The sequence below is a fragment of the Roseibium sp. AWQ4_290 genome (genome assembly GCF_056160985.1).
Genome location: NZ_JBSWYG010000021.1, coordinates 93,157 through 116,047, shown reverse-complemented (window position 1 = coordinate 116,047; position 22,891 = coordinate 93,157). Strand labels below are relative to the sequence as shown.

At 59.7% G+C, this 22,891-nt stretch carries 19 protein-coding genes; 6 read left to right on the top strand and 13 right to left on the bottom strand.

Going from position 1 to position 22,891, the window contains the following annotated elements; translation table 11 throughout:
• Positions 1-301 precede the first annotated feature (301 nt).
• Positions 302-1,834: a LysM peptidoglycan-binding domain-containing protein gene (locus tag ACXAH0_RS20295; protein ID WP_475194582.1), complete on the bottom strand. Its 1,533-nt coding sequence runs from the start codon at positions 1,832-1,834 to the stop codon at positions 302-304.
• A 209-nt stretch (positions 1,835-2,043) separates the two neighbouring features.
• Here ACXAH0_RS20295 and ACXAH0_RS20290 point away from each other — a divergent pair, with 209 nt between their 5' ends.
• On the top strand, positions 2,044-2,685 hold the full coding sequence (locus tag ACXAH0_RS20290; RefSeq protein ID WP_475186805.1) for an LOG family protein: 642 nt from the start codon (positions 2,044-2,046) through the stop codon (positions 2,683-2,685).
• 110 nt (positions 2,686-2,795) lie between these two features.
• On the opposite strand, the gene rarD is transcribed toward ACXAH0_RS20290, so the two are convergent.
• Genes rarD through cysS form a run of 4 tightly spaced genes read right to left on the bottom strand, consistent with a single transcriptional unit; the run spans position 2,796 to position 7,291 of the window.
• Positions 2,796-3,713 carry an EamA family transporter RarD gene (rarD, locus tag ACXAH0_RS20285; RefSeq protein ID WP_475194576.1) on the bottom strand — a complete coding sequence of 306 codons (918 nt, stop codon included), beginning with the start codon at positions 3,711-3,713 and terminating at the stop codon, positions 2,796-2,798.
• 28 nt (positions 3,714-3,741) lie between these two features.
• A complete protein-coding gene (gene cimA, locus ACXAH0_RS20280) occupies positions 3,742-5,337 on the bottom strand; it encodes a citramalate synthase (protein WP_475186809.1) in 1,596 nt (531 codons plus the stop codon).
• 29 nt (positions 5,338-5,366) lie between these two features.
• Positions 5,367-5,879: a GFA family protein gene (locus tag ACXAH0_RS20275; protein ID WP_475186811.1), complete on the bottom strand. Its 513-nt coding sequence runs from the start codon at positions 5,877-5,879 to the stop codon at positions 5,367-5,369.
• Positions 5,876-7,291 (bottom strand): cysteine--tRNA ligase, encoded by a 1,416-nt coding sequence (gene cysS / locus ACXAH0_RS20270; RefSeq protein WP_475194570.1) that lies wholly within the window; start codon positions 7,289-7,291, stop codon positions 5,876-5,878. The genes ACXAH0_RS20275 and cysS overlap by 4 nt, the downstream gene beginning before the upstream one ends.
• Positions 7,292-7,566: 275 nt before the next feature.
• Between cysS and ACXAH0_RS20265 the strand changes: the two genes are divergently transcribed.
• From ACXAH0_RS20265 to ACXAH0_RS20255, 3 genes are all read left to right on the top strand, one after another.
• Entirely contained in the window at positions 7,567-9,243 is a 1,677-nt protein-coding gene (locus tag ACXAH0_RS20265) for a L,D-transpeptidase family protein (protein ID WP_475194566.1), read from the top strand.
• Positions 9,244-9,382: 139 nt separating this feature from the next.
• Positions 9,383-9,571, top strand: a complete 189-nt coding sequence (locus ACXAH0_RS20260; protein ID WP_475186819.1) for a sugar transporter — start codon at positions 9,383-9,385, stop codon at positions 9,569-9,571.
• A gap of 74 nt (positions 9,572-9,645) precedes the next feature.
• Positions 9,646-9,987, top strand: a complete 342-nt coding sequence (locus ACXAH0_RS20255; protein ID WP_475186821.1) for an ArsR/SmtB family transcription factor — start codon at positions 9,646-9,648, stop codon at positions 9,985-9,987.
• A 96-nt stretch (positions 9,988-10,083) separates the two neighbouring features.
• On the opposite strand, the gene ACXAH0_RS20250 is transcribed toward ACXAH0_RS20255, so the two are convergent.
• From ACXAH0_RS20250 to ACXAH0_RS20240, 3 genes are all read right to left on the bottom strand, one after another.
• On the bottom strand, positions 10,084-10,599 hold the full coding sequence (locus ACXAH0_RS20250; RefSeq protein WP_475186825.1) for a CreA family protein: 516 nt from the start codon (positions 10,597-10,599) through the stop codon (positions 10,084-10,086).
• 24 nt (positions 10,600-10,623) lie between these two features.
• On the bottom strand, positions 10,624-10,881 hold the full coding sequence (locus ACXAH0_RS20245; protein WP_475186826.1) for a hypothetical protein: 258 nt from the start codon (positions 10,879-10,881) through the stop codon (positions 10,624-10,626).
• 154 nt (positions 10,882-11,035) lie between these two features.
• On the bottom strand, positions 11,036-12,223 hold the full coding sequence (locus tag ACXAH0_RS20240; RefSeq protein WP_475186829.1) for an MBL fold metallo-hydrolase: 1,188 nt from the start codon (positions 12,221-12,223) through the stop codon (positions 11,036-11,038).
• A gap of 670 nt (positions 12,224-12,893) precedes the next feature.
• On the opposite strand from ACXAH0_RS20240, the gene ACXAH0_RS20235 reads away from it, so the two are divergent.
• Positions 12,894-14,240 (top strand): DUF2865 domain-containing protein, encoded by a 1,347-nt coding sequence (locus tag ACXAH0_RS20235; RefSeq protein ID WP_475194562.1) that lies wholly within the window; start codon positions 12,894-12,896, stop codon positions 14,238-14,240.
• Here the strand turns inward: ACXAH0_RS20235 and gltX are convergent.
• Positions 14,203-15,564, bottom strand: a complete 1,362-nt coding sequence (gene gltX / locus ACXAH0_RS20230) for a glutamate--tRNA ligase (RefSeq protein ID WP_475194557.1) — start codon at positions 15,562-15,564, stop codon at positions 14,203-14,205. The two genes, ACXAH0_RS20235 and gltX, sit on opposite strands and share 38 nt — an antisense overlap.
• 339 nt (positions 15,565-15,903) lie before the next feature.
• Here gltX and ACXAH0_RS20225 point away from each other — a divergent pair, with 339 nt between their 5' ends.
• Positions 15,904-18,042, top strand: coding sequence for a hypothetical protein (locus ACXAH0_RS20225; RefSeq protein ID WP_475194553.1), 2,139 nt, complete (start codon positions 15,904-15,906; stop codon positions 18,040-18,042).
• A gap of 304 nt (positions 18,043-18,346) precedes the next feature.
• Here the strand turns inward: ACXAH0_RS20225 and ACXAH0_RS20220 are convergent, their stop codons facing one another.
• The 4 genes from ACXAH0_RS20220 to ACXAH0_RS20205 all read right to left on the bottom strand — a co-directional run bounded on the left by ACXAH0_RS20220 (position 18,347) and on the right by ACXAH0_RS20205 (position 22,763).
• Positions 18,347-19,552: an MFS transporter gene (locus ACXAH0_RS20220; RefSeq protein WP_475194548.1), complete on the bottom strand. Its 1,206-nt coding sequence runs from the start codon at positions 19,550-19,552 to the stop codon at positions 18,347-18,349.
• A gap of 93 nt (positions 19,553-19,645) precedes the next feature.
• Positions 19,646-21,313, bottom strand: coding sequence for an NAD+ synthase (locus ACXAH0_RS20215; RefSeq protein WP_475194544.1), 1,668 nt, complete (start codon positions 21,311-21,313; stop codon positions 19,646-19,648).
• Positions 21,314-21,407: 94 nt separating this feature from the next.
• Positions 21,408-22,133: a LysE family translocator gene (locus ACXAH0_RS20210; RefSeq protein ID WP_475186270.1), complete on the bottom strand. Its 726-nt coding sequence runs from the start codon at positions 22,131-22,133 to the stop codon at positions 21,408-21,410.
• Between the two features lie 84 nt (positions 22,134-22,217).
• A complete protein-coding gene (locus ACXAH0_RS20205) occupies positions 22,218-22,763 on the bottom strand; it encodes a response regulator (protein ID WP_475194541.1) in 546 nt (181 codons plus the stop codon).
• Between the last annotated feature and the right edge of the window lie 128 nt (positions 22,764-22,891).

Here is a 22,891-nt window from a genome sequence, read left to right as displayed (position 1 = left end):
TCCAACATACTCCGACACGGTCACTCTCCTTTTATGCCTCTTGGGGCGTGTGCTACGACCCCGCATCATAGGCTCAGGAGAGTGGCCGCCGGAATGACGCTATGTATAAATGTCCGGCCTGAGTGACCTGGCTCTTTCGGCGCTCTTCCCGCGACGCGCAGTCCCATCGCCCCTCCCAGAACACAAACAGGCCGCCCCGTGGGGCGGCCTGTTTGTTTCTTTGGAGTGTTTGGGCCTGTGGTCAGCCCATCCTGCGGGAAGACACAGCGGCTGCGCGGAACCGGCCCATCGCCCCCCCGGATCAGCCGGGCTCTTTCTCCGGCGACGGCCAGTTGAGGTCCCCTTCAGGCGTCAGGAACACCTGGCCAGGATAGATCAGGTCCGGGTCCCGGATCTGGTCCTGATTGGCCTTGTAGATGGTCGTATACCGGAAGCCGTCCCCGTAAAGACGCCTGGAAATCCGCCACAGATTATCGCCCTTGCGGATAATGACCACCGGCAGAGCCTTCTTGACCTCAGCGTCCTGATCGCCCGCCTGCGCGCCCGCGCCCTGCGCCACGACCTTGGTGAGCACAATCTGCTGGTCCCGTTCCTTTTCAAACGTCACCGCAGCGCGGGCGTCAACTTCATTGCCATCCTTGCCGATCAGGTCTGCACGGACCTCGACATCGCCTTCAGAGACGTTTTTTGCCCCTTCCAGAAGCCATTTGCCACCTGCATCCACGGTTGCTTCGCCCTGAAACTCTTCGCCGACATAGACCCGCACCGACGCGCCCGGCTCACCGGTACCGGCCACATAGACCTTGTCCGGCTCCGATTCGACAGCCTCAACTGTGATCTTCGGAGCCTCTCCGGGAGCGTTCTCTTGTATCGTACTTGCGTCAGAAGCGGCCGCAGTTTGCGGCGCCAGAGCGCCATCGGAAGGGGCGCCCACAGATGAGACGCCAGCCGTCTGATCCTGCTGCGCCGCCGGAGCGGGTGTGGCCACTTGCTCTTGGGCACCGTTGGCGGTGTTGCTCTGAGCGGAGGCGTCCTGCGCATCGTCTGCCGAGGTCTCCGGCAGGGCCGCCACAACGGTCTCTTGCGTGGGACCACCGGTTGGCGCATTTTGCGTGTCCGGCGTGCTGGCCACCTGTTGCTGCCCTGTCTGCCCATCGGACATTTCGGCAACCTTTTCTGGCTCCGGCTCAGGCTTTTGCAGGATATCGGAGGGGCCTTCCGGATCGTTCAGCACGACCAGAGGCTGTTCCTTGCCCCCTTCAGGCACGGAGACGGCGAGACGCTGTTCGGATTCTTCAACCGTCCCGCCCTGCTCATTGTGAACTTCAAGCCCGACATCATAATCGCCGGGTTTCAGCGGCTCTGCCAGAATAATGGTCCATTCACCCGCCTCATTGGCGATGCTTTTGCCGACCACTTCACCATTGGCGGTCAACGCAATGATGGCGCCTGCATCGGAGCGGCCGGCGACAACCGTCTCACCGGTCGGCTCAACACCGACCACATCAAAGCTCGGCCCCTGCAGCGGGGCCTCCTCTGCGGACGCCTCCTGGTTGTCCCCAGCCTTGTCTGCGGCCTGGCCCTCTGGCAAAGCCGCAGCCTGTTGCGGTTCGCCCGCTGCCGACTGTGCCGCTGTGGGGTCACTGGAGACTGTATTGCCACCGGACGCGGCCGGTAGAGCCGGGCCATCTGATTTTGTTTCAGCAATCGGGGCCGTCTCACCGGCGTCCCTGTTCGGCAATACACCGGATTTGTAAAAATATCCGGCCAGAAGGGCCGCCACGCCAACAGGCACAGCCAGAGCCAAGGTCCAGATGATTGTCTTCTTGTTCATTTCGGTCCCGTCAGAAGGATCTTCCCATTAAAAGGCTCTTTCGCTGAGGCCGGAGTGTCCTTGGTCCCGCATCACACCCGGTTCAAACGTCTGCCCCTGTCATATTTTCCAAGCCGCCCCATCCATACCCGTCTTTTCAAGGGACGGCAAGAAATCCGGCAGAAAAGTCAAAGGTCTTGCATAGAATGCTTGACCTTAAGACAAACACAATGCCACATCTTTGCGTCATGAATACGGTCTCTCAAAATCAACTCAAAAGCGTTTGTGTCTATTGTGGCTCCAGCATTGGCTCGGACCCGGTTCACGAAGCGTCTGCAACCCGACTTGGCCAGGTTCTGGCGGAAGCGGGCCTGCGTCTGGTCTATGGCGGCGGCAATGTCGGGCTCATGGGAACGGTTGCAAGGGCCGCCCTGGAAGCTGGCGGCGATGTCACCGGCATCATCCCGCATTTTCTGGAAAAACGGGAAGTCATGCTGACCGCCCTCAAGGACCTCGTGGTCACGCAGGACATGCATGAACGCAAACATCTGATGTTCCAAAGATCCGATGCCTTCATCGCCCTTCCCGGTGGCATCGGCACCCTGGAAGAGGTTGTCGAGATGATGACCTGGGCCCAGCTCGGGCGGCACAAGAAGCCGGTGATTCTGGCCGATATCAACGGCTTCTGGTCGCCGCTGATGGAACTGCTCGATCATATGCGCGCACAGGGTTATATCCGGCCGGATTCAGAAGTGCCCTATCTGGTCGCCAAGTCGGTTGACGACATCCTGCCCATGCTGCGGCGCGCCTCTGAAGACCCGGACACGGACACAGCCCAGGCTGGCACTGCGGTGGGCATCGAGGATCTCTGACATCAGCGCAGGAGGCTCCCCCCGCCATTTGGCAACCCGGGGCTTGCAAGCCTTGGCGACAATCAGTCAACAGCGCCGGAGGGACACATCCGGCGCTGTTTGCCTTGCCCTTACGATTGCGCCTTGCGCCGGTAGCCGCGCCAGCTGTCAAAGGTGAAAATCACCAGCGCGGCCCAGATCATGGCAAAGGTCAGAAGTTTGGCCGAATCCAACGGCTCGCCCCAGATATAAACCGCCATCAGGAAATGCATGGACGGGGCGATATATTGCATCAAGCCGATCATGAAGAGCGGCAGTCTGCGCGCGGCAGCAGAAAAACTGATCAGGGGCAGCGCGGTCACCGTTCCGGTGCCCACCAGCGCCAGCAGCACAGGCAAATCGTTCAGCACCATCGCATCCCGGCCCTGCCCCAGACTGAACAGAAGATAGCCGGCAGCAACCGGCAACAGCAGCACGGTTTCCACAAACATGCCCGGCGTCGCCTTGACCGGGGTCACCTTGCGCACGAACCCATATCCGGCAAAGGTCACGGCCAGGGTCAGCGAAACCCAGGGCAGGCCTCCGGCTAGAACTGCCTGCACCACCACGGCAATGCCGGCAATGGCGACCGCAATCCCCTGCCCGGCTGACAGGCGCTCGCGCAGCACCACCAGCCCGACCAGAATGCTCACCAGAGGATTGATGAAATAGCCGAGCGAGATGTCGAGCACCTTTTCGTGCTCAATTGCCCAGACAAAGACCAGCCAGTTGACCCCGATGAACGTGGCAGAGGCCATCAGGCCGCCCAGCACCTTGGGCTGGCGGAACACCTCGCGTACTTCCTGCCACCGGCCGCGCAGAAAAAGAAACAGTCCGACAAACAACACCGACCAGATGATCCGGTGAGACACCACCAGATCTGCTGGAACACCTGCGGTCAGTTTGTAGTAGGCGGGAAAGAAGCCCCACATGCCATAGGCCAGAAGGCCGTAGAGCAGGCCTTCGCGAAAACGCTCCCGTGCGTCGGTGTCCGTTGCCGGATGCGACATTCTATTGCCTTTCTGGCGCGCATAGCCCTCAGGCGGCGTCGGCCTTCAGCAGCGCGAATGTGATGGAGTCGAGCAGGGCCTGAAACGAGGCGTCGACGATATTGGAGGATACCCCGATCGTGAACCAGCGGCGGTGGCTGTCCGTGTCGTGGCTTTCAATCAGAACGCGGGTGACGGCGCCCGTGCCCCCATTCAGGATACGAACCTTGTAGTCGATCAGCTCCAGCCCTGCAATTGCCGTCTGGTACTTTCCAAGATCCTTGCGCAGGGCCATGTCGAGGGCGTTCACCGGCCCGTTGCCTTCTGCGACAGACATGCGGGTTTCCCCGTCAATATCCACCTTCACCACCGCCTCGGATACGGTGATCAGATCGCCAATGGCATTGAAGCGGCGTTCCACCATCACCTTGAAAGAGTTCACATCGAAATAGCGCGGCACGCCGCCCAGTTCGCGCCGGGCCAGAAGCTCAAAGGAGGCATCCGCAGCCTCATAGGCATAGCCTTCCGCTTCCCGTTCCTTGACGAGGGCCAGAAGCCGGTCAAGGCGCGGATCGGACTTGTCGATCTCAATTCCCACCCGGGAGAGTTCCCCAAGCAGGTTGCTTTTGCCCGCCTGGTCGGACACCAGCACCCGGCGCTGGTTGCCGACCACGTCCGGGGCCACATGCTCATAGGTCTGCGGATCCTTCAGGATCGCGGAGGCATGGATGCCGGCCTTGGTCGCAAAGGCTGTCTCGCCCACATAGGGCGCCTGCCGGTAGGGCGATCGGTTGAGGATCTCGTCAAAGGCATGGGAAATCGAAGTGATTTCCTTCAGCTGTGCGTCGCTGACCCCAAGCTCGAACCGGTCCGCATAGGCGCCCTTGAGTTTCAAGGTGGGGATCAGCGTGATCAGATTGGCGTTGCCGCAGCGCTCGCCCAAGCCGTTCAACGTGCCCTGGATCTGGCGCACCCCCGCATCGACGGCAGCCAGCGCATTGGCCACTGCCTGGCCAGTGTCGTCATGGGTATGAATGCCCAGATGGCTGCCGGGCACAACCTCTTGAACCTTTGTCACAACATGATGGATTTCATCCGGCAATGTGCCGCCATTGGTGTCGCACAGCACGATCCAGCGGGCGCCTGCCTGATAGGCAGTCCGGGCGCAATCAAGTGCATAATCCGGGTTGGCTTTGAAACCGTCGAAGAAATGCTCGCAATCGATCATCGCTTCCTTGCCCGCCGCAAGGGCCGCGCACACCGTGTCATGGATCGACTGCAGATTGTCCTCGTTGGAACAGCCAAGCGCGACCTTCACGTGATAGTCCCAGGCCTTGGCCACGAAACAGCAGGCGTCGGACCGGGCTGCAAGCACCTCCTGAAGCCCCGGGTCGTTGGCTGCAGACCGCCCAGCCCGCTTGGTCATGCCAAAGGCGGTGAAGACGGCGGTTTTCGTGCGCGGCTCGCTGAAAAACGCCGTGTCGGCCGGGTTCGCTCCCGGATAGCCGCCTTCGATATAGTCGACCCCCAACCGCTCCAGCAGCCCTGCAATCCCGATTTTCTCGTTGACGGAAAAATCAATGCCGCTGGTCTGGGCACCGTCTCGCAGGGTCGTATCGAAAAGGTACAGGCGTTCCTTGGTCATGGGTTTCCTACCTGGCAGCGTGGCTGGGTCTAGTCTTTTGCTTGGGGAGGAACCTTAGCCGGTGGCCAGGTCTCCGTGTCGTGGTCGGGATGTTGATAAGAGACAATTCCGTCCAAAAACGCCGCTGTCTCCAGGTCTTCTTCTGTCCGGCGCTCAGGAATGCAGGACATCCGGTCCGTATAGGACAGCTTGGCTTCAACCCCATACTGGATTTCAGGGGCCAAATCCTCCGGCGCGTCAAACGCGCCGATGGCCAGCGCCACCCCGTCGGGGGCCTCATAGGTCAACGGTGTGCCGCAAGCCTCGCAAAAGCCCCGCGCCACATGGTTGGAGCTTTGGAACCGCTTGGGGCCGCCCCGCGTCCAGGTCAGTTTTCCGCCGTCCCGGATGCTGACCAAGGGCGCATAAAATGCGCCAAAGGCCTTCTGGCACATGCGGCAGTGGCAGATGGAGGCGGTGCCGAGGGCACCGTCCACCCGGAACCGGACCGCCCCGCACTGGCAGCCTCCGGCCCAAACCTGACTGGCAGGCGTGCCTGTCACCGCTTCACCTCCCAGCTTGTTATTCTATCTCCAGTTTCTTTTTCTTTTGAATCCTTTAATAGAATTCCTTGAGACATCAGTTCATCTCGTATCCGGTCCGCTTCTGCCCAGTTTTTGCTGTTCAAGGCTTCCAGGCGCAAGGTGACGGCACCTTGGATCGCGGCCTCATCAATTCCGGACAGATCCACCTTCACCGGCCCAACCCCCAACAGCGCCGCCGAGGCTGAATAGACGGGCAGCTTTGCCGGGTCCTTCGCTGCCTCCACCGCCAGCGCATGCAGATGCTGAACGGCCGCCGATGTGTTGAGATCATCCAGAAGCGCCGCCAGAACCTCGGGAGCAGGCTCCGCAGCGGTCTCAACCGGCTCCGGCCATTTGGCCAGCAGGTGTTCGGCCTCTTCCAGCTTGCGCTTGGAAAAGTCGATGGGCTCGCGGTAATTGGTCATCAGCATGGCCAGCCGCAGCACCTCCCCCGGCCAAGACCGGCCGCCGAAACGCTCCGTCTCCAGAAGCTCCTGAAGGGTGAAAAAATTGCCCTCCGACTTGGACATCTTCTTGCCTTCGACCTGAAGGAAACCGTTGTGCATCCAGTAGTTGGCCATAGTGGAGGTGCCATGGGCGCAGCGGGACTGGGCGATTTCATTCTCGTGGTGGGGAAAGATCAGATCGAGCCCACCGCCGTGAATGTCGAACACCTGGCCCAGGTGGTGAGCGCTCATGACCGAGCATTCGATATGCCAGCCCGGACGCCCGCGTCCCCACGGGCTCTCCCAGCCCGGCTCATCGCCGGAGGAGAGTTTCCAAAGGACAAAATCTCCCGGAGATCTCTTGTGATCCTCAACGGCAACCCGGGCGCCGGCGAGCTGCTCATCCAGCTTGCGCTTGGACAGGCCGCCATAGTCCGGCATGGACGCGGTATCGAACAACACTTCCCCGCCCGCTTCGTAGGCGTGCCCCTTGTCAAGCAGCTGGCCGATCATCGCCACCATGCCCTCAATATGCTGGGTGGCCCTGGGCTCATGGTCCGGGTTCAGAACACCGAGCGCGGCGATGTCCTTGTGGAACTGATCAGCGGTTTTCTGGGTGACTTTGGCAATCGCCTCGTTCAGCGGCAGGTCCGGATAGTCGCGCAAGGCCCGGGCGTTGATCTTGTCGTCCACGTCCGTGATGTTGCGCGCATAGGTGACATGACCAACCCCGTAAAGATGCCGGAGCAGCCGGTAGAGGACGTCAAACACGATCACCGGCCGGGCATTGCCGATATGGGCGAAGTCATAGACCGTCGGGCCGCAGACATAAAGGCGCACATTCCCATCATCGATGGCCCGGAAGTCTTCCTTCTCGCGGGTCATGGTGTTGGTGAGCTTCAAGCCCCTGCTTGTGCCCGATTGTGCTGTCTCGGCGGCGCTCATGTCATAGGGTCTCCTGGCCGGCTGACCGGGCGATCCGTCTCAGAGGAATTTTTGCCAAGAGGGAACGGCCACAGCCAGCGGTGTCGCTAGCTGCAAATAATGGTGATTGTAATGATGTTCCAAAGGGCCGTCATCATGGGGCTCTATATGGACCGGAACACAGGACGCGGTCAAGGCTGCAATTTTAGCGGGGCAGGCAGAACAAGAACGGCTCCGTTGGCGGGGACTGCTCCTTGCCGTAAACTTTCCGCAAGGGAATCACAGGGAGGAAGCACATGGCAGTTTTGGGGGTAAGTCGATATGTCCGGGTCTGGCTGCTGCTTGCCGCCAGCCTCATCCTTTCCTCTCCGGCCACGGATGCGGCCGCCCAATCGGCCGCCCAACCAGCTCCGGCAGTTCCGGCGGAGCAAACGGCAGCCCCGGCCAGCACGGACAACGGCCCTCAAACGCCGATTGCCAGGGCTATCCGGAATGCCTTGCCCGCAGATCTTCCCCAAGGCCTTCAAGAATACTATGCCGAGCGGATTTTTGCGCCGGTCTGGTTCGATCAGGAGGGCCTGAAGGAACGAGCGCATCTGGCGATCGCCGCCATGGCGGCCGCCAACGACCATGCGCTCGATCCCGGCAACTACCAGCCACTGCAATTGGCCGATTTGGCAGATCAGGCCCAGACCCCGGCGGAGTGGGCCCGGTTTGACCTTGGCCTGTCCCATCAGTTTCTGCGCTATGCCACTCATCTCTCCTCGGGCCGGGTGCAGCCCAACAAGGTCAACAAGGCGCTCAATCTGTTTCCGGACCGCCCAGACCCAAGAGCCCTGTTTGAAACGGCTGTCGCGACACCCGACTTCAGCGCGTTCTTGGAAAGCCTCGCGCCCCAGTCCGATAATTACGCCCGCCTGAAACGCCGTCTGGCCCAGTACCGGCAAAAGGCCGCAGATGGCGGCTTTGCCGTGATACCGAAGGGCGAGGTTTTAAAACCCGGCATGAACGATTCCCGGGTCCCGGTGCTGCGAACCCGTCTGATGGCAGAAGACATTCCCGGCGCAAAGGAGCATTCCGGCGGGACCTATGACGGCTCACTCGTGGACGCGGTCAAGACGTTTCAGGGCCAAAACGGGCTCGAACAGGACGGGGTCATCGGAAAAAACACGCTGGAGCGGCTCAACATTCCCCTTCAGGACAAGCTCATCCAGATGGAACTGAACATGGAGCGGCGGCGCTGGATGCCGGACGATCTTGGAGCCTTCTTTGTGTTTGTGAACCTGGCGGATCAGAACCTGAAAGTGGTGCGCGATGGCAAGACCATCCACACCACACGCGTTGTGGTCGGCAAGCCCTACCATGCAACACCCGTGTTTTCCGACACGCTGGACTATGTGGAAATCAATCCGTTCTGGAATGTGCCCTATTCCATCGCCACCAAGGAATACCTGCCGAAGCTCAAGCAAAACCCTTCGGCCCTCACCCGGCAGAAAATCCGGGTGTTTGAGGACGGCCGGGAAGTGGCCGCAACCCAGATTTCCTGGCACAGCTATTCGGGCAAGAACTTTCCCTTCCGCCTGCGCCAGGACCCTGGCGACGGCAACGCTCTTGGCCGGATCAAGTTCATGTTTCCGAACCGGTTCAACATCTATATCCACGATACGCCGTCAAAATCCCTGTTTGCCCGGTCCGAGCGCGCCTTCAGCCATGGCTGTATCCGGGCTTCCGATCCTTTCGCACTCGCCGATGTGCTTCTGGTTGACGTGAATTCCACACCGGGCCACTGGGAAAAGATCCGGGACACGGCCAAGCGGACAATTGTCAAACCTGTGGTCTCCACCCAGGTGCACCTGACTTACCTCACCGCCTGGATGAACAAGGATGGATCGACCCACTTCCGGAAAGATATCTATGGCCGCGATGCGGTGCTTCTGAAGGCGCTCCGGCGGGCCATGACGGAGAATCTGTGACGCCTAACGAACTGATATTCCTTTTCTTTCCAGGATGTTTAGATATCTGAACAGCCGCTGAACATGCCAGTCAGAACAGGTTCAAGCCTTCGGGCCTAGTCTTCAGGCAATCGATACGGATTGCCATCTGGAGACCACCATGCTGAACCGTTTGTTTGTGATTCTTTTTGTGTTGCTTGTTCTCGGCGCCCCCTTTGCGGCGCTGGTCGCAATCACCGATGGAACCAAGGCTTTTGGCAATGAACTGCAACAGAAAAGCCTCTGTCTGTTAACCGGAACTGGATGTGGCAACGGAAACATTATTGTCACGGTCGCAAGCCGCCTGTAAAAGAGCGTCCAGTGTTCAAGTTGGTATGGGAGCGACAGCTTGAAGTTTTACCCTGTGTTTGGCAGAGTCGGCAAATGGACTATAAAGCAATCGAAGAAAAGGCAGAATCTGCTGCCGAATTTCTGAAGATGATGGCCTCCGCGCCTCGTCTGCTCCTCATGTGTCTTGTGTTTGAAGAAGAGCGCTGTGTCAGCGAACTGGCTGAGACAACCGGCATGCGCATGCCAACCGTATCGCAGCAGCTGGCCCTGTTGCGCGCTCAAGGCCTGGTGGCCACCCGCCGCGAAGGCACCACCATCTATTACCGTTTGTCGAGCGAACCGGTCAAAGACGTCATGGCCATGCTCTACAAGCATTTCTGCGCAGAAGCCGATCTGCCGGCGGCCAAGCGGCTGGAAGCCCTGGACGCGGGCTAGAGCCGCGCGCGCCTTCAAGGGCAATCTGCTCAGGCTTTTCCCCGGGAACACAACGCATGTGGTGCTGCGCAGCTGCTCTTTCCCCGAAATTTCCGGTCAGTTCGAGACATAGTCCGCGCATTGCGGCGGCGTCTGGTCGCCCCAGGGCATGAGCGGCACGGTTGATGTGGAGTTTTTCGGGCTGCCCTCAATCAGCTTGTCGGAATAAACGAGATAGACCAGGACATTCCGCTTCGTGTCACAGCCCCGCACAATGCGCATCTTCTTGAACATCAGCGACCGGCGCTGCCGGAACATTTCCTCGCCCTGTTCAAAGGTCTCCTTGATGGTCACCGGTCCGACCTGACGGCAGGCCAGAGACACATCAGAGACTTCCTCCGCCACGCCGAGCCAGCCGGACACGCCGCCTTTTTCCGGCACGGTGAAATGGCACGCCACCCCGTCAACAATCGGATCGTCAATGGCATAGGTGGCCAGCTTGTGATCCGGGGTCAGGAACTTCCAGACGGTCGATTTCTTGAAAATCAGATCCGGGTCGTCAGCCGCAAAGCCGGGCGCGGCCGCCAAAAGACAGGTTGCCAGGGCAAGGGGTCCGGCAGCAGGAAACTGCATCAAATATCCTCCAGGTTATACCCATCACAATTGATAGCGACCGATCTGACCGGTTTTGGAGGTCTCTCGGCGAGGTGCAGACCTCAGCGCGATAAGGGTTTCGGGCAAGATCTGCAACAAGAGCATCTTTTGTTCGGTCAACGAACGAACGATGCTCTGGCCGACGGGGACCAAAAGCGGTCTTCGGTGGCGTTTTCCAACCTGCCGGTCAGCGTTGCGACGCTTAAACGGCCAACTCGCCGTCGTGCACAGCGCGCTTGCCTGCAAATTGGAAAACGCCATCAGATAGGTCTCTATCAATTGCGATTGGTTTAGGTGCTCGAGGTCTCATGTGGGGTGCCTGAGCGTCCGGTCAAGCGGCCGGATGGAGCGCCCGCCCCAAATACAAAACGCGCGCCGGATGGCGCGCGTTTGGCAGACTGAACGCTTAAGGGTCTCAGCGGATGGTTTCAAGTTCCCGCTCGGGATCATCCTCGCCGCCGCCCTCTTCCAGCTCCACGATATCGTCCGCAGACAGGTCCAGCGAGTCGCTTTCCTCTTCTGCGGACGTGTCCGGGGCATCGGCCAGAGAGGCTGCGAAATCCATGTCGGACACCAGTTCATCCCCATCTATGGCCTCGCCAACCTCGTCAGCTTCGAAATCGCTGTCTTCGTCCTCACCGGCGGGCGCCCCAGCCCCCCCGAGTGCGTCCTGAAGGTCAGCAAACCGTTCCCGTGTCCAGATCTGGGGCTGGTCAAGGCCAAGAGCCTCGTCATAGGCCCGGGCAACACTGAACGGAAGATGCAGTTCAAAGTCTGTTCTGGAGCCGAATCTGGGCGCAAGCGCCTCTTCAACGGTATTGAGCGTGTCCTTCAACCCCATGCTCTGTTCCACACAGGCCGTTGCCGTGTCGCGCAGAGTGGCGACAAAATCCCTTGTTGTTTCAACCGCATTGGCAACAGCAGAGGCACTCGCCGCAACCCGGCCCCGGCCTGGCATCAGCGCTGCCGGGCGGAAGGCCGTGATCCGGTCAAGCGCCCGCGGCCAGTCAGCCAGATGGGCATCACCGCAATAGGGCGACGCGGAGGTTTGCACCAGATCCCCGGCATAAAGAACGCCGCTGGCAGGCACCCAGACCACAAGATCCCCCATTGTATGGCCCCGGCCCAGATGCATCAGCCGCACATCAAGACCACCCAGATCAATCGACATGGACGAGGCAATCGTCATGCTTGGAAGGCTGCTGCCGGTTCCCGCAGGCAGATCTTCAAAAAGATCAGGCTGGCGCTGAAGGGAAATCTCGATATCTTCTGGCCCGCGCGTGTCCATCATGCGCCGGGTCAGATCGGACGCAACAATCTCGCCCGCCTCAAAGGCTGGCGCGCCAAGCGTGCTATCCGCATGAAAATGGGTCAGGACGACCTGTTTCACCGGCTTGCCGGAAATCTCCCGGACTTTCTCAAGCACCTTGTCCGCATGAGCCGGTGTTGCCTGGGCATCCACGATCAGAATGCCCTTTTCGCCGATCACCACCCCCGTATTCGTGCACCCGTCGGCGCTATACGCATAACAACCAGGGCCAAGCTGCTCGAACCGTTCATTCGCGCCCGGCACGGCCTTTTTGCTCTTCGATTTGCGCGTCATTGCGGCCTCGCTTTCCTGCCAGCTGTTCGTTTGACTTCTGCGGTCTCTTGACCCGACCCACGCCACGTTTCTGTTGACTGCAGCGTCTCAGTTTCCACTGTTGATTCGCAATTTCTCATGCCCCAATTCCTTAACTATTCCTTCCTTATCAACAGATAGGTCCGCCACTTTCACCACTTCACGACTTCGCCGGTCAAAGCTCTCTGTCAAATCTGCTTGGTCTTTCTGCCTCGTTTTCAAGGCACCGCTTTTGTCTAAGCACCCTATTCATGGGGTTATACTTTCCAAGCCTCTATTGTTACAAAGTGGCCGGAACACGGCAGAATTTCCAGCTATCGCGCGAGATGGTTAATTTTACCACCCCAGGATTGGCATGTATCTGAAAAACAATATCTCCCAGACCGGCTCCCGTTTCCGCAGCTCGCGGCTCTGCCGCGCGCCCATCCGGTCAGGCTTCAGACGAGGTTTCAAAGCCCTTTTTCTAACTATACGGAATCTTGTAAGCGGCAGGCCGGCCACCACGCAGACCTCTCCGGTATACGCTTCACCGTCATCATCTGAACATGATCGAAACGGCAGGGGATTAACTCAACGTGAGCGCTTTCATGCTATCGTTGTGATCAGAAACGGGATCAGCGCTGCGCGGCGAACGCGCATCAGGGGACAGGCGATGCGGCTTTCATCAAGAGCCAAATCCATCAGAGCCATCGGGGCGGTTTTCGCCCTTGCCGGGCTGCTGCTTGTGCCGCAGAGCGCGGCGGCGGCAAGCTGTGCGTCGCTCAAATCCGAATTGCGCCGCCTGACGTCTCCGGCCAAGACCGTCTCGCCCGCTGCGCAAAAATGGCGCTCTGCCCAAAAGCAGCAGCAAAAGGCGCTTGCCGCCGCCAATCGCGATGCACGCTATTTCTCCTGTTCGAGCGAAAAAACCGACAAATGCCGCCAGCTTCAGCGCAAGATCAAACGGATGAGTGCGAATCTGGCAGCCATCGAACGACAACTGGCCAAGGCAGGCGGTGGCGCTTCGGCAAAGGACACACGGCGCGCGCGTCAGATCCGCGCCGCCTTGAAACGGCAAAACTGCGATGCCCCGCCCGCTCCCCGTCAGGCCAGCGCACAGCGGCAGGAGGCGCGGCCCGAAAGCGGCCCCTCCTTCCTCGCCCGTCTTTTCAGGTCCGGGACACAGGCGAAGACGGCTGCCGCCACGCCTGGCGACCGGGAAATCTCCCAAAGCAGACCGCAGCGCAAGACCCTTTCCACACGCCGCACCTTGCCTTCCGGCGGCACCTTCAGAACCTTGTGTGTGCGCACATGTGACGGCTATTTTTTCCCAGTGAGTTTTTCCACCGGGCGGCGCCAGTTTGCCAATGATGAAGCGCGCTGTTCGGAAATCTGCCCCGCGTCACCGACCGAGCTTTATGTCTACCGCAATCCGGGCGGTGACCAGTCGGAGATGATGTCGCTCGCGGGCATTGCCTATGCGGATCAGCCCTTCGCCTTCCGCTACAAATCGGAATTTGTGAAGGATTGCAGTTGCCGGAAGACCGGAGGCAGGAAGCGCCGCTCGGCCTGGTCGGTGATCAGCGCCCCGTCGGGCGACCGGGTCTCTTTCGCCGATATCAGCGCAGGCTTGCCGCGCGCCTCCCTTCCGCCGGGCCAAGGTGTCACCTTCCCCGATGGCCCATCGGCCCCGTCTTCGCTGTCGCGCCTGCCGCTGACCAAAGCCCAGCTGCCTCCTTATGAGGACCCCGACACTCTGACCAATCTGGAAAAAGGGTTTGACGTGACCAAGCTGACCGCGCTTGAAGCGGCCAGCTCTGGGGCCGTCGGCACCGTTGCCAGCCCCCCGGAAGGCGGCGGCTTCCCGCTGTTGAGCCTGCGCCGCAACACAGAAGACGTGCCGGTGGAAACAGATGTCACAACCCCGGTCTTCACAAGCGGGTCAGCCGGGAGAGGCCGCACGCGCGCCCCGGCGGGAACCGTCAGGGTAGTCGGTCCAGAATATTATGTCGCCCAATAAGCGGCAGCATCGCCTTCATGTCCGGACCATGGTCGAGCCCGGTCAGGACCCGGCGCAGCGGCATGAACAGGCCCCGCCCCTTGCGCCCGGTTTCGGCCTTGAGCGCGGAGGTCCAGGCGCCCCAGGTCTCTTCCGTCACGTCGCCGTCAGGCAAAAGCGCAGCAGCGCTTGACAGAAACTCCCGGTCCTCTTCTTCGATGCGGCCGGTTACCGGCCCGGTGAGGATGGCCCAATACGGGGCCGCATCGCCGACCGTGTCGCAATTGCCGCGCACCGTGTCCCAAAAGGCGGCTCCACCGCCGATCTGCAGCGCCTCCAGCCGGTCCTTGACAGCGTCAAAGGGCAGATCATGGACCAGCCTCGCATTAAGGCTTTTGAGTTCTTCCGGATCAAACTTCGCCGAGGAACGGGAGACGCTGGCAAGATCAAATTTGTCCGTCAGCGCCGCCATATCCGTCAAAGGCTCCACCGCCTGGCTGGTGCCGGTCAGGACCGCGAGCGAGGCAACGGCCATCGGCTCCAGCCCGTCTTCGCGCAGGGACCCGATCGACAGGGCTCCCTTGCGCTTGGAGAGCCCCTCCCCGTCCCGGGTCGTCAAGAGATTGTGGTGACCGAAGATGGGGGCCTTGGCCACAAGCGCCTTAAAAATCGCGATCTGGACGCCTGTGTTGGCCACATGATCCTCGCCGCGGATAACATGAGTGACACCCATATCAATGTCATCGACGATGGAAGGCAGCGTATAAAGATAGGTGCCATCGGCCCGGATCAGGACCGGATCGGACAGGGAGGCCAGATCCACCGACTGTTCCCCCCGGCACAGGTCGGTCCAGGTGACATCGGTGCGTTTCGTTGCAAACGGGTCGCCGTCATGATTGGGCAGCACAAAGCGCCAATGCGGCTTGCGGCCTTCCGCTTCGAACGTTGCGCGCTCGTCGGCTGTCTGTTTCAGCCCAGCCCGGTCATAGACCGGAGGCCGTCCGAGAGCGCGCTGGCGCGAGCGCCTGCGCTCCAGCTCGTCCGGGGTCTCGTAACACGGATAGAGCAAACCGGCCTGTTTCAGTTTTTCGGCCGCCGCATCATAGCTGGCCACCCGGGCCGATTGCCGTTCGATCACATCCGGCTCGATGCCGAGCCAGCGCAAATCCGTCTCGATCGAGTCCGCGTATTCCTGCTTCGAGCGCTCCAGATCGGTGTCGTCGAACCGCAGAATGAACCGGCCCCCCTCCTTTTTGGCAAAAAGCCAGTTGAAGAGCGCGGGACGGCTGTTGCCGAGGTGGATATGGCCGGTCGGCGACGGCGCAAAACGTACAGTGACAGTCATGGCGCTTCAGTTAGCCCGCCCGGCGCCGCGCGGCAAGAGGGAATCCCCGCCCTTGGACATCAGCTGGCTGTTTCACCCCTTTGCGGCCGGGAGCATCAGCAATGGGGTGGAATCCCGGGCCAATCATCTGAGGCTCGTGAGACGTCCCCTGCATTTGCAACCGCTTACTCTATCATAAGCTGAATAACTTCAGAACCCTAGGAAGTTATTCCCTTACGTGATATAAAAGCCGGGTATTTTTCTGATTGCTTATTCTTGTTTTTCAAAGGTCAGCAGCGCGGAGCAAGCGCTTTCTGCTTCCTGGCGCTTATGATCCTTTTAAAAGAGGCGCGTTGACGGGTGACCACGACCTTTATTCTGTCCGCAATTGTGACCTTCCTGGCGATGATTGCTATCATCACGGTGGATGAACGAACCGTGCAGATCCAGGGCAAGGATCACAGGAAGCTGTTTGAAAACAAATATATCACGGCCATCATCCGGGCGGATGTGCTGGCAGGACTGGTGTTTTTCTTCTTTCTTGTCCTGTTCGGGCTTGCAGTCCTTTTGAGCTGGGCCGGAATTCTGCCGAGCTACAATCATCTTTACCGCTGGCATGAATTTTTGACCTCCCAGATTGTTGCCAAGCTTATCCTCGGCATTGTCTTCGGCGGGTTGCTGGCGGTCTGGGTCTCCAGGAATTACCGGCGTCCGGCCGAGACAAAACTGACCCTTCTGGAAAAGATCGAGGGCGTGGCGCTGGTGTTCCTGCTGATTGCCGGAATGACCACCGCCTCGCTGGACGAGTTGCTGCGCTCCGTCAGCCTGAATGACGGCAAGGTGAATTTCCAGCTTGCCAAACCTGCCGCCCGCCAGTCCAGCGGACAGGAAGCCCAGTCGGTGAACACCGAAAAGACCGAAAATGATAGCAGCAACAAGGAATCTTTCTTCCTGGGCGGGTTCGGGCCCATCAAGGGCATGATCGGCACCATGAAGCGCGACTATGCCTATATCAAAGCGCATAATCCGGAGCTTGCCGCGCTCCTGCCAGACGCCCCCGTTCTGGCCAGCGCCGCGGCTGCAACCGTTACCCGGGCCTTCCCGGCTGAACTGGCGGTGGCAGCGCCAGCGCCGCCCCCCGAAGCGGCGGCGCCCCTGAAGCTTCAGAAAATCAAACACCACTACACGGTCACCATGGGTTTTGAGGCCTCTTTCAAGACCCTGTTCGACTGTATTGCCGGGTCGCTGGAGAAAACCGACGACAGGCGCTATCTGTTCAACCGTGTGGCCCCATTCCGGCCCCTGATCGGGGCGCTTTACCTCAATCTGATTGCCCTTGAGGATTTCGAAGGCAAAGACCTGTCTACGGAAGAGACCCGCCAGAAACAGCAGATTCGGGCCCGGCTGGAAGAGGTCGTGAGCAAATTCAACGCAGGGCACGCGCCGTCCATGCAGCCGATCAGGGCGGCTTTTACCGAGATCAAAACCTTCGGGGAAGATTATCACGGTGTGAGCGCCTGTGCCGACCTGAACATCAACACCATCCAGCTTCCGGACGATCTCAAAGTGGCCTCGGTCTCGCTGCGCCCCTATCTGGCGACGATCTATGCGTCTCTGCTTTACATGGACAATCAGAAGCTGGCAGCGATCCGGACCCTGAATGCGGATGTCGATAAATTCAAGACACGCTTCAAGCGAGCCGATGTCTCAGCCCCGGAATTCTGGTACCTGCAACGGGCTCTTTTTGACGTGATCTTCATGGTGGAAGATTTTTTCATCACCGAAACCCGGTCGCCGCCGCCGGACATTCTGGAGATGCATCTGAACAATCTGAAATTCTACGCTCACCTGATTGAACGGATCGACCAGCGGATTCCCCACACCTCCCTGTTCGGCAATCATCTGGCCGGGACTTCCGGCACCCTGGTGGACGCCCGTTTTAAAAATGACCCGGGCTTCCGCTATGAGTGTCCGGACAAGAGCCTTGCCAGCAGCCAAGACGGCTATGACGGCGGGACCCTCACCCTACGGCAGGCCGGAACCTTCAGCTATCTCTATTACAGCGTCCAGTCTCTCTTCGTTCAGCATGCGCTGGACCATCCCGACTTCAACGAGCGCTATGAGAAGGAAGCCGGGCATCTGGCGGAGGTGATTGCCAATATCGACCTGCACTGCACGATTGAGGTGCTCAGCCACCCCGAGGCGCTGGTGCGGCAGCAGCGGGCCTCGTTCCTTTATATCTATGCGCTTTACGAAGAACGCATGAGCGAGGCGAAGCGGAACATCTCGGCCAATCATCTAGCCTGGCTGAGGGACCGGCTGGACCTGATCGACAATGCGGCCACGCTTGCTCTGCAAGTCCTGGCGCGCAATGAGGCAACCGATGAAGACAAGAAAGACTTGAGCGCCCTGAAACTGGAGAGCGTTCAGGCCGAACTAAGATACAACCTGATCAATCTTCGGAATCGAACCCAGGCGAGGCTTGCGCGCCTTCAATAAGAGGCTCACCAAACTAAAGTGTAGGCCTCAAAACGCTCTGGATCAGGGTTGCGGCAGATACGGCGTCGCCTGAGCCACAGCGCTTGCAAATTGCAGAGCGGCCAGCATCATGCCAGTAAAGGATATCTTCTTCATCATCTGAGCAATCTCCATAGACCCAAGATAGCCGAAAGCAGGCCATTTTTCAAGATATGCCGCAGCTTAAGCATCCAGTCTGAACCGAACCTGAACGGGTTTCGTCCGGCACCGCGCGCTGTCTCGTGATGCATCGCATTGCGGTGTCACTCAGGTTCCCGAGGCCCCTTCACCGTTCTCCGTAGGCTCTGGAGGCCAGCGCAAGGCCTCCGGAAAAAACCAGGCAGTAGAACGCCATACCCAGCACCTGCAGATCGAAAGACACCCCGAGGTCGATCAGCCAGCCGACCAGACCGGGCCCGGCTGCCGAGGCAAACACCATGAAGGCAAAGGCGACAGATCGGATCGCCCCCATATGCTGTGTGCCATAGACTTCCGGCCAGAAGGCGCCGACCAGTGTGCTGTTGATGCCGTTGCCGATGCCGATCAGGCCTAAAAACACAAAGGCGGCGGCCTGTTGATGCACCAGTGCGAGCACCAGACAGCCTGCGCTAAGGGGCAGCAGGGAAAGCGGCAAAAGGCGCCGTGCAGAAAAGCGGTCGATCATGGGGCCAATCGCCAGCGAGGCGCAGACAACCCCGCAGGCCATGACCAGAAACGCACTGGCAAAGACTTCCAGGGACCAGCCTCGCAACTCCACCAGATAGACCTGATGGAAAAAGACCGCCGTTGCGATAAAGGCGGGCGCGTTGATGCCACAGGAGACCAGCCAGAACCTTGGATCGCGCAAGGCTTCGCCCCGTGTCCACTGACGCCCCTCCACCTTGGCAGCGGCCATCTCCCCGGCGGTCGGCACCCGGTCCCGGGCCAGAAGCGCCAACAGAACCGGCATGGCCAGAAAGATCAGCACCAGCGCGCCAACAGTCCAGGCAGAGCGCCATCCGATCCAGCCGCTGAGCAGTACGAAACACAGGGGAAACAGGGCCTCGGCGCTTGGAAAACCAAGGATCGCGATGGAGATGGCCCGGCCCCTTTGGGCGGAAAACCAGCGCCCGGCGGCGGTGATCGATGTGTGGGTCATCATGCCCTGCCCGCATAGGCGCAGGCCGTAAAAGGCAAGCGCCACGGTCCAGACGGAAAAGGAATGGGCCATCACCAGGCAGAACAGGGCAAGGCCGGCCATCACCACAACCGCGATCTTCTGCACCGGGAAGTGATCCAGGGTCTTGCCGGCATAAGGCAGGGTCAAGGCACTTCCGAGGGTCGCCAGCATGTAAAGCAGACCCAGTTCCCCATGGCTGAGACCGAATTCGGCGCGCAGATCTCCTGCGGACATGGAAATGAAAAAGGTCTGCCCGAAGCCGGAGAACAGCGCCAGCAGATAGCAGGCCGACAGCCAGCGCGCATTGTCGCGCAAAAACACAAGATAGGTCATGCCAGGAAACCGCCTGCCCGCGCCGGGCCTTTCTGAAGACGGCCGGTCCCGGACAAACGCTCTGCCCCAGGCCGTTTGCAACGGCCTTTCAGATCAGTCGCGGTCCCGGAACCGGTTGGTGATGGGATACCGGCGGTCCTTGCCGAAATTCCGGTCTGTGATCTTGACGCCCGGAGGCGCCTGCCGCCGCTTGTATTCGGCAATGTAAAGCAGATGCTCGATCCGGTGGATCAGGGCCTTGTCGTGACCGCGCTGCTCGATTTCGCTGACCGACATTTCCTCTTCCACCAGGCAGGACAGGATATCGTCGAGCACGTCATAGGGCGGCAGGGAATCCTGATCCGTCTGGTTTTCCCGCAGCTCCGCCGTCGGCACCTTGGTAATGATGTTGGAGGGGATCACCTCCCCGCCGGGGCCCTTCAGCCCTTCCGGCCGGATGGTATTGCGCCAGGCGGACAAATGATAAACCTGGGTCTTGTAGAGATCCTTGATCGGGTTGTAGCCGCCATTCATGTCGCCATAGAGCGTGGCATAGCCAACCGACATTTCCGACTTGTTGCCGGTTGTCATCACCATCCGGCCGAACTTGTTGGACACCGCCATCAGGATGACGCCGCGTGCCCTCGACTGAAGGTTTTCTTCCGTTGTGTCTTCTTGCGTGCCCTCAAACAGGCTGCCGAGAGCAGAGCGGAAGCCTTCGACCGGCTCGGCAATTGGCACGGTGTCGTAGCGGATACCGAGCGCAGTCGCGCAGGCCGCCGCATCCTTGATGCTTTCTTGTGACGTGTAGCGGTAGGGCAGCATGATCGCATGCACCTTGTCCGCCCCCAGCGCATCAACGGCCATGGCCGCGCAGATGGCCGAATCGATGCCACCCGACAGACCCAGCACCACGCCGGGAAAGCCGTTTTTGGTGACATAATCGCCAAGGCCGAGCACACAGGCCCGCCAATTGGCTTCATCCAGACCGGGCAGTTTGGCTACCGGTCCACCTTCACAAATCCAGCCGTCCCCCTGCCGTTTCCAGTCGCTGATCCCAAGCGCGGCTTCAAACTGAGGCAGCTGAAAGGCCAGCGCCCGGTCGGCCTGCAGGGCAAAGGAGCCACCATCGAACACCAGCTCATCCTGCCCGCCAAGCTGGTTGCAGTAGATCAGCGGCAAGTCCGTCTGGACCACTCTGGAGACCACCACCTGCAGCCGCTCGTCGGCCCGGTTCTGCCAATAGGGCGAGCCATTGGGCACCAGCAGCAGCTCCGCGCCGGTTTCTGCAAGGCACTCGCAGACTTCATCGTTCCAGATGTCCTCACAGATCGGAAGGCCGATACGAACGCCCCGAAAATCCACCGGCCCGGGCAGCGGCCCGGCGGCAAAGACGCGCTTTTCATCAAAAACACTGTAATTGGGCAGATCATATTTATAGCGGATTGCGCGGATCTCACCCTGATCCAGCAGCAGGGCCGCGTTATAGACCTGGCCGTCCTCCCCTTTCCAGGGGGAGCCGATGACAAGGCCCGGCCCGCCATCAGCCGTTTCCCGGGCCAGCTCTTCAGCCGCCTCCATGCAGCATTCCACAAAGGCCGGTTTCAGCACCAGGTCCTCCGGCAGATAGCCGGCCAGCACCAATTCGGAGGCCAGCACCAGATTCGCGCCTTTTTCAGCCGCCTCACGCCGGGCCGTGCGGACCAGGTCCGCGTTGCCGGCCACATCGCCGACGGTCGGGTTGAGCTGTGCAACGGCCAGCCGGAAGTGATCAGTAATCATGGGAAGTTCGCCAGGAGATATCATTCCCCCTGATTTAGCCGCAAGGGGAACCGCTGGCAATCATTCAAATCTGGCAAGCCAGCTTATGGGAAACTCAATGCCGGTCGAGCGCGAGCCTGCACGCCAGAATTCCCAGCCAGCTGGCTCCAAGCCATTTCAGACATTTGACTGCAAACCGTTTGTTCCCGAGAACCGATTTCATCTTGGCTGCTGTCAGCACAAACACGACATCACAGAGAAAGAATATTGCCAGCAATGCCCCGGCAAGACTCCCAAGCTGCAAAGATGTGGACATAGCCAGCTCTGGCCTTACCCAAATCGGCAGAAAGGCGGCAAAGAAGCCCCAGGGCGCCGGATTTAACATCTGCATCACATAGCCTGTGCGCATACTTTTCCAAATTGGACGCACCGATCTCTTTTGTGGCAGCGCTCCTTTTTCAACAGCACCATCAGAGCCGTCGAGTGGCGGTTCCCTGCGCAAAAGAGACACAATGCCCCACACCAGATAGGCAATTCCAAGCCAGCGCAGAATATCCAGAACAAGCGTTCCGGCTTCCACTATGTAGCTCAGGCCAAACACAACCAGCAGAAGGGTTGGAATATTGGCAAGCTGCGTGCCTACATTCAGGGCGAGGCCATTCAAACGGCCATAAAGCGCGGTTTCTTTTGCAAGGCGGAGTTGAACCGGTCCAGGCTCGATCGCGACGGAGATCGTTGCAAGACAGAAAATCGCGTAGAATCCGGCGAGCCCAAACCCCATTTCCACTCCTTTCGCTGTTGCACGGAAAGTCAGCATACTAATACGCGCAAAAGGAGACAAGGCGATCCGGACACAACTTTTCCGGATGTGCTTCTGCTACACTCTCTAAATCTTGCAGATCGACACCACCAATCTGCAGCATCCTTAAAGCAGCAACGCCATGCCCCTGTCCTCAACGGCGGCTGCAGGCGGGACCGGGGCGTTCAGGCCGGGCAGCCCTGTGATGGACATTTTACGCGTCTTTTTCTCTGAGCCCGTGCCCATCACCCCTTTGGAGCGGCCGGTCAATTGCTGGCGCTCCAGAATTTCGCCGATGTGATTGTAGAGGATCGCCGGGGCAATCGGTTTGGCGACAAAGCCATGCACACCGATCCCGAGCGCTTCCAGGATGGTGGCGCGTTTGGCATGGGCGGTGACCACCAGCACCGGCACGGTGCTGATCACCAGATCCTGATCGCCGCGCAAAATTCTGAGAAACTCATTGCCGCCAAACGGGTTCATCATCCAGTCCAGCAAAACAATGTCGGGCTTCCGGTCCACCACCATCTCCAGCGCCTCGGCGCCATCACTGGCTTCATAGACCGAACGGATGCCAAAGCCGGACAGCACAGAGCGCAAAATGGTGCGCATATGCGGATTGTCTTCCGCAATCAGGCAGGAAATCCTGGAAAGATCCCACTTGTCCCGCAATGTTACGTCTCCCCGCAAAATGTACCTATCGACATATAAGACCGAGGGCGTTAAATCCGGCTTACCGAAGGGCACCGGACCGGCGGAAATCCGGCGGAAGATGCAAAAAGGGCGGCCAAAGCCGCCCT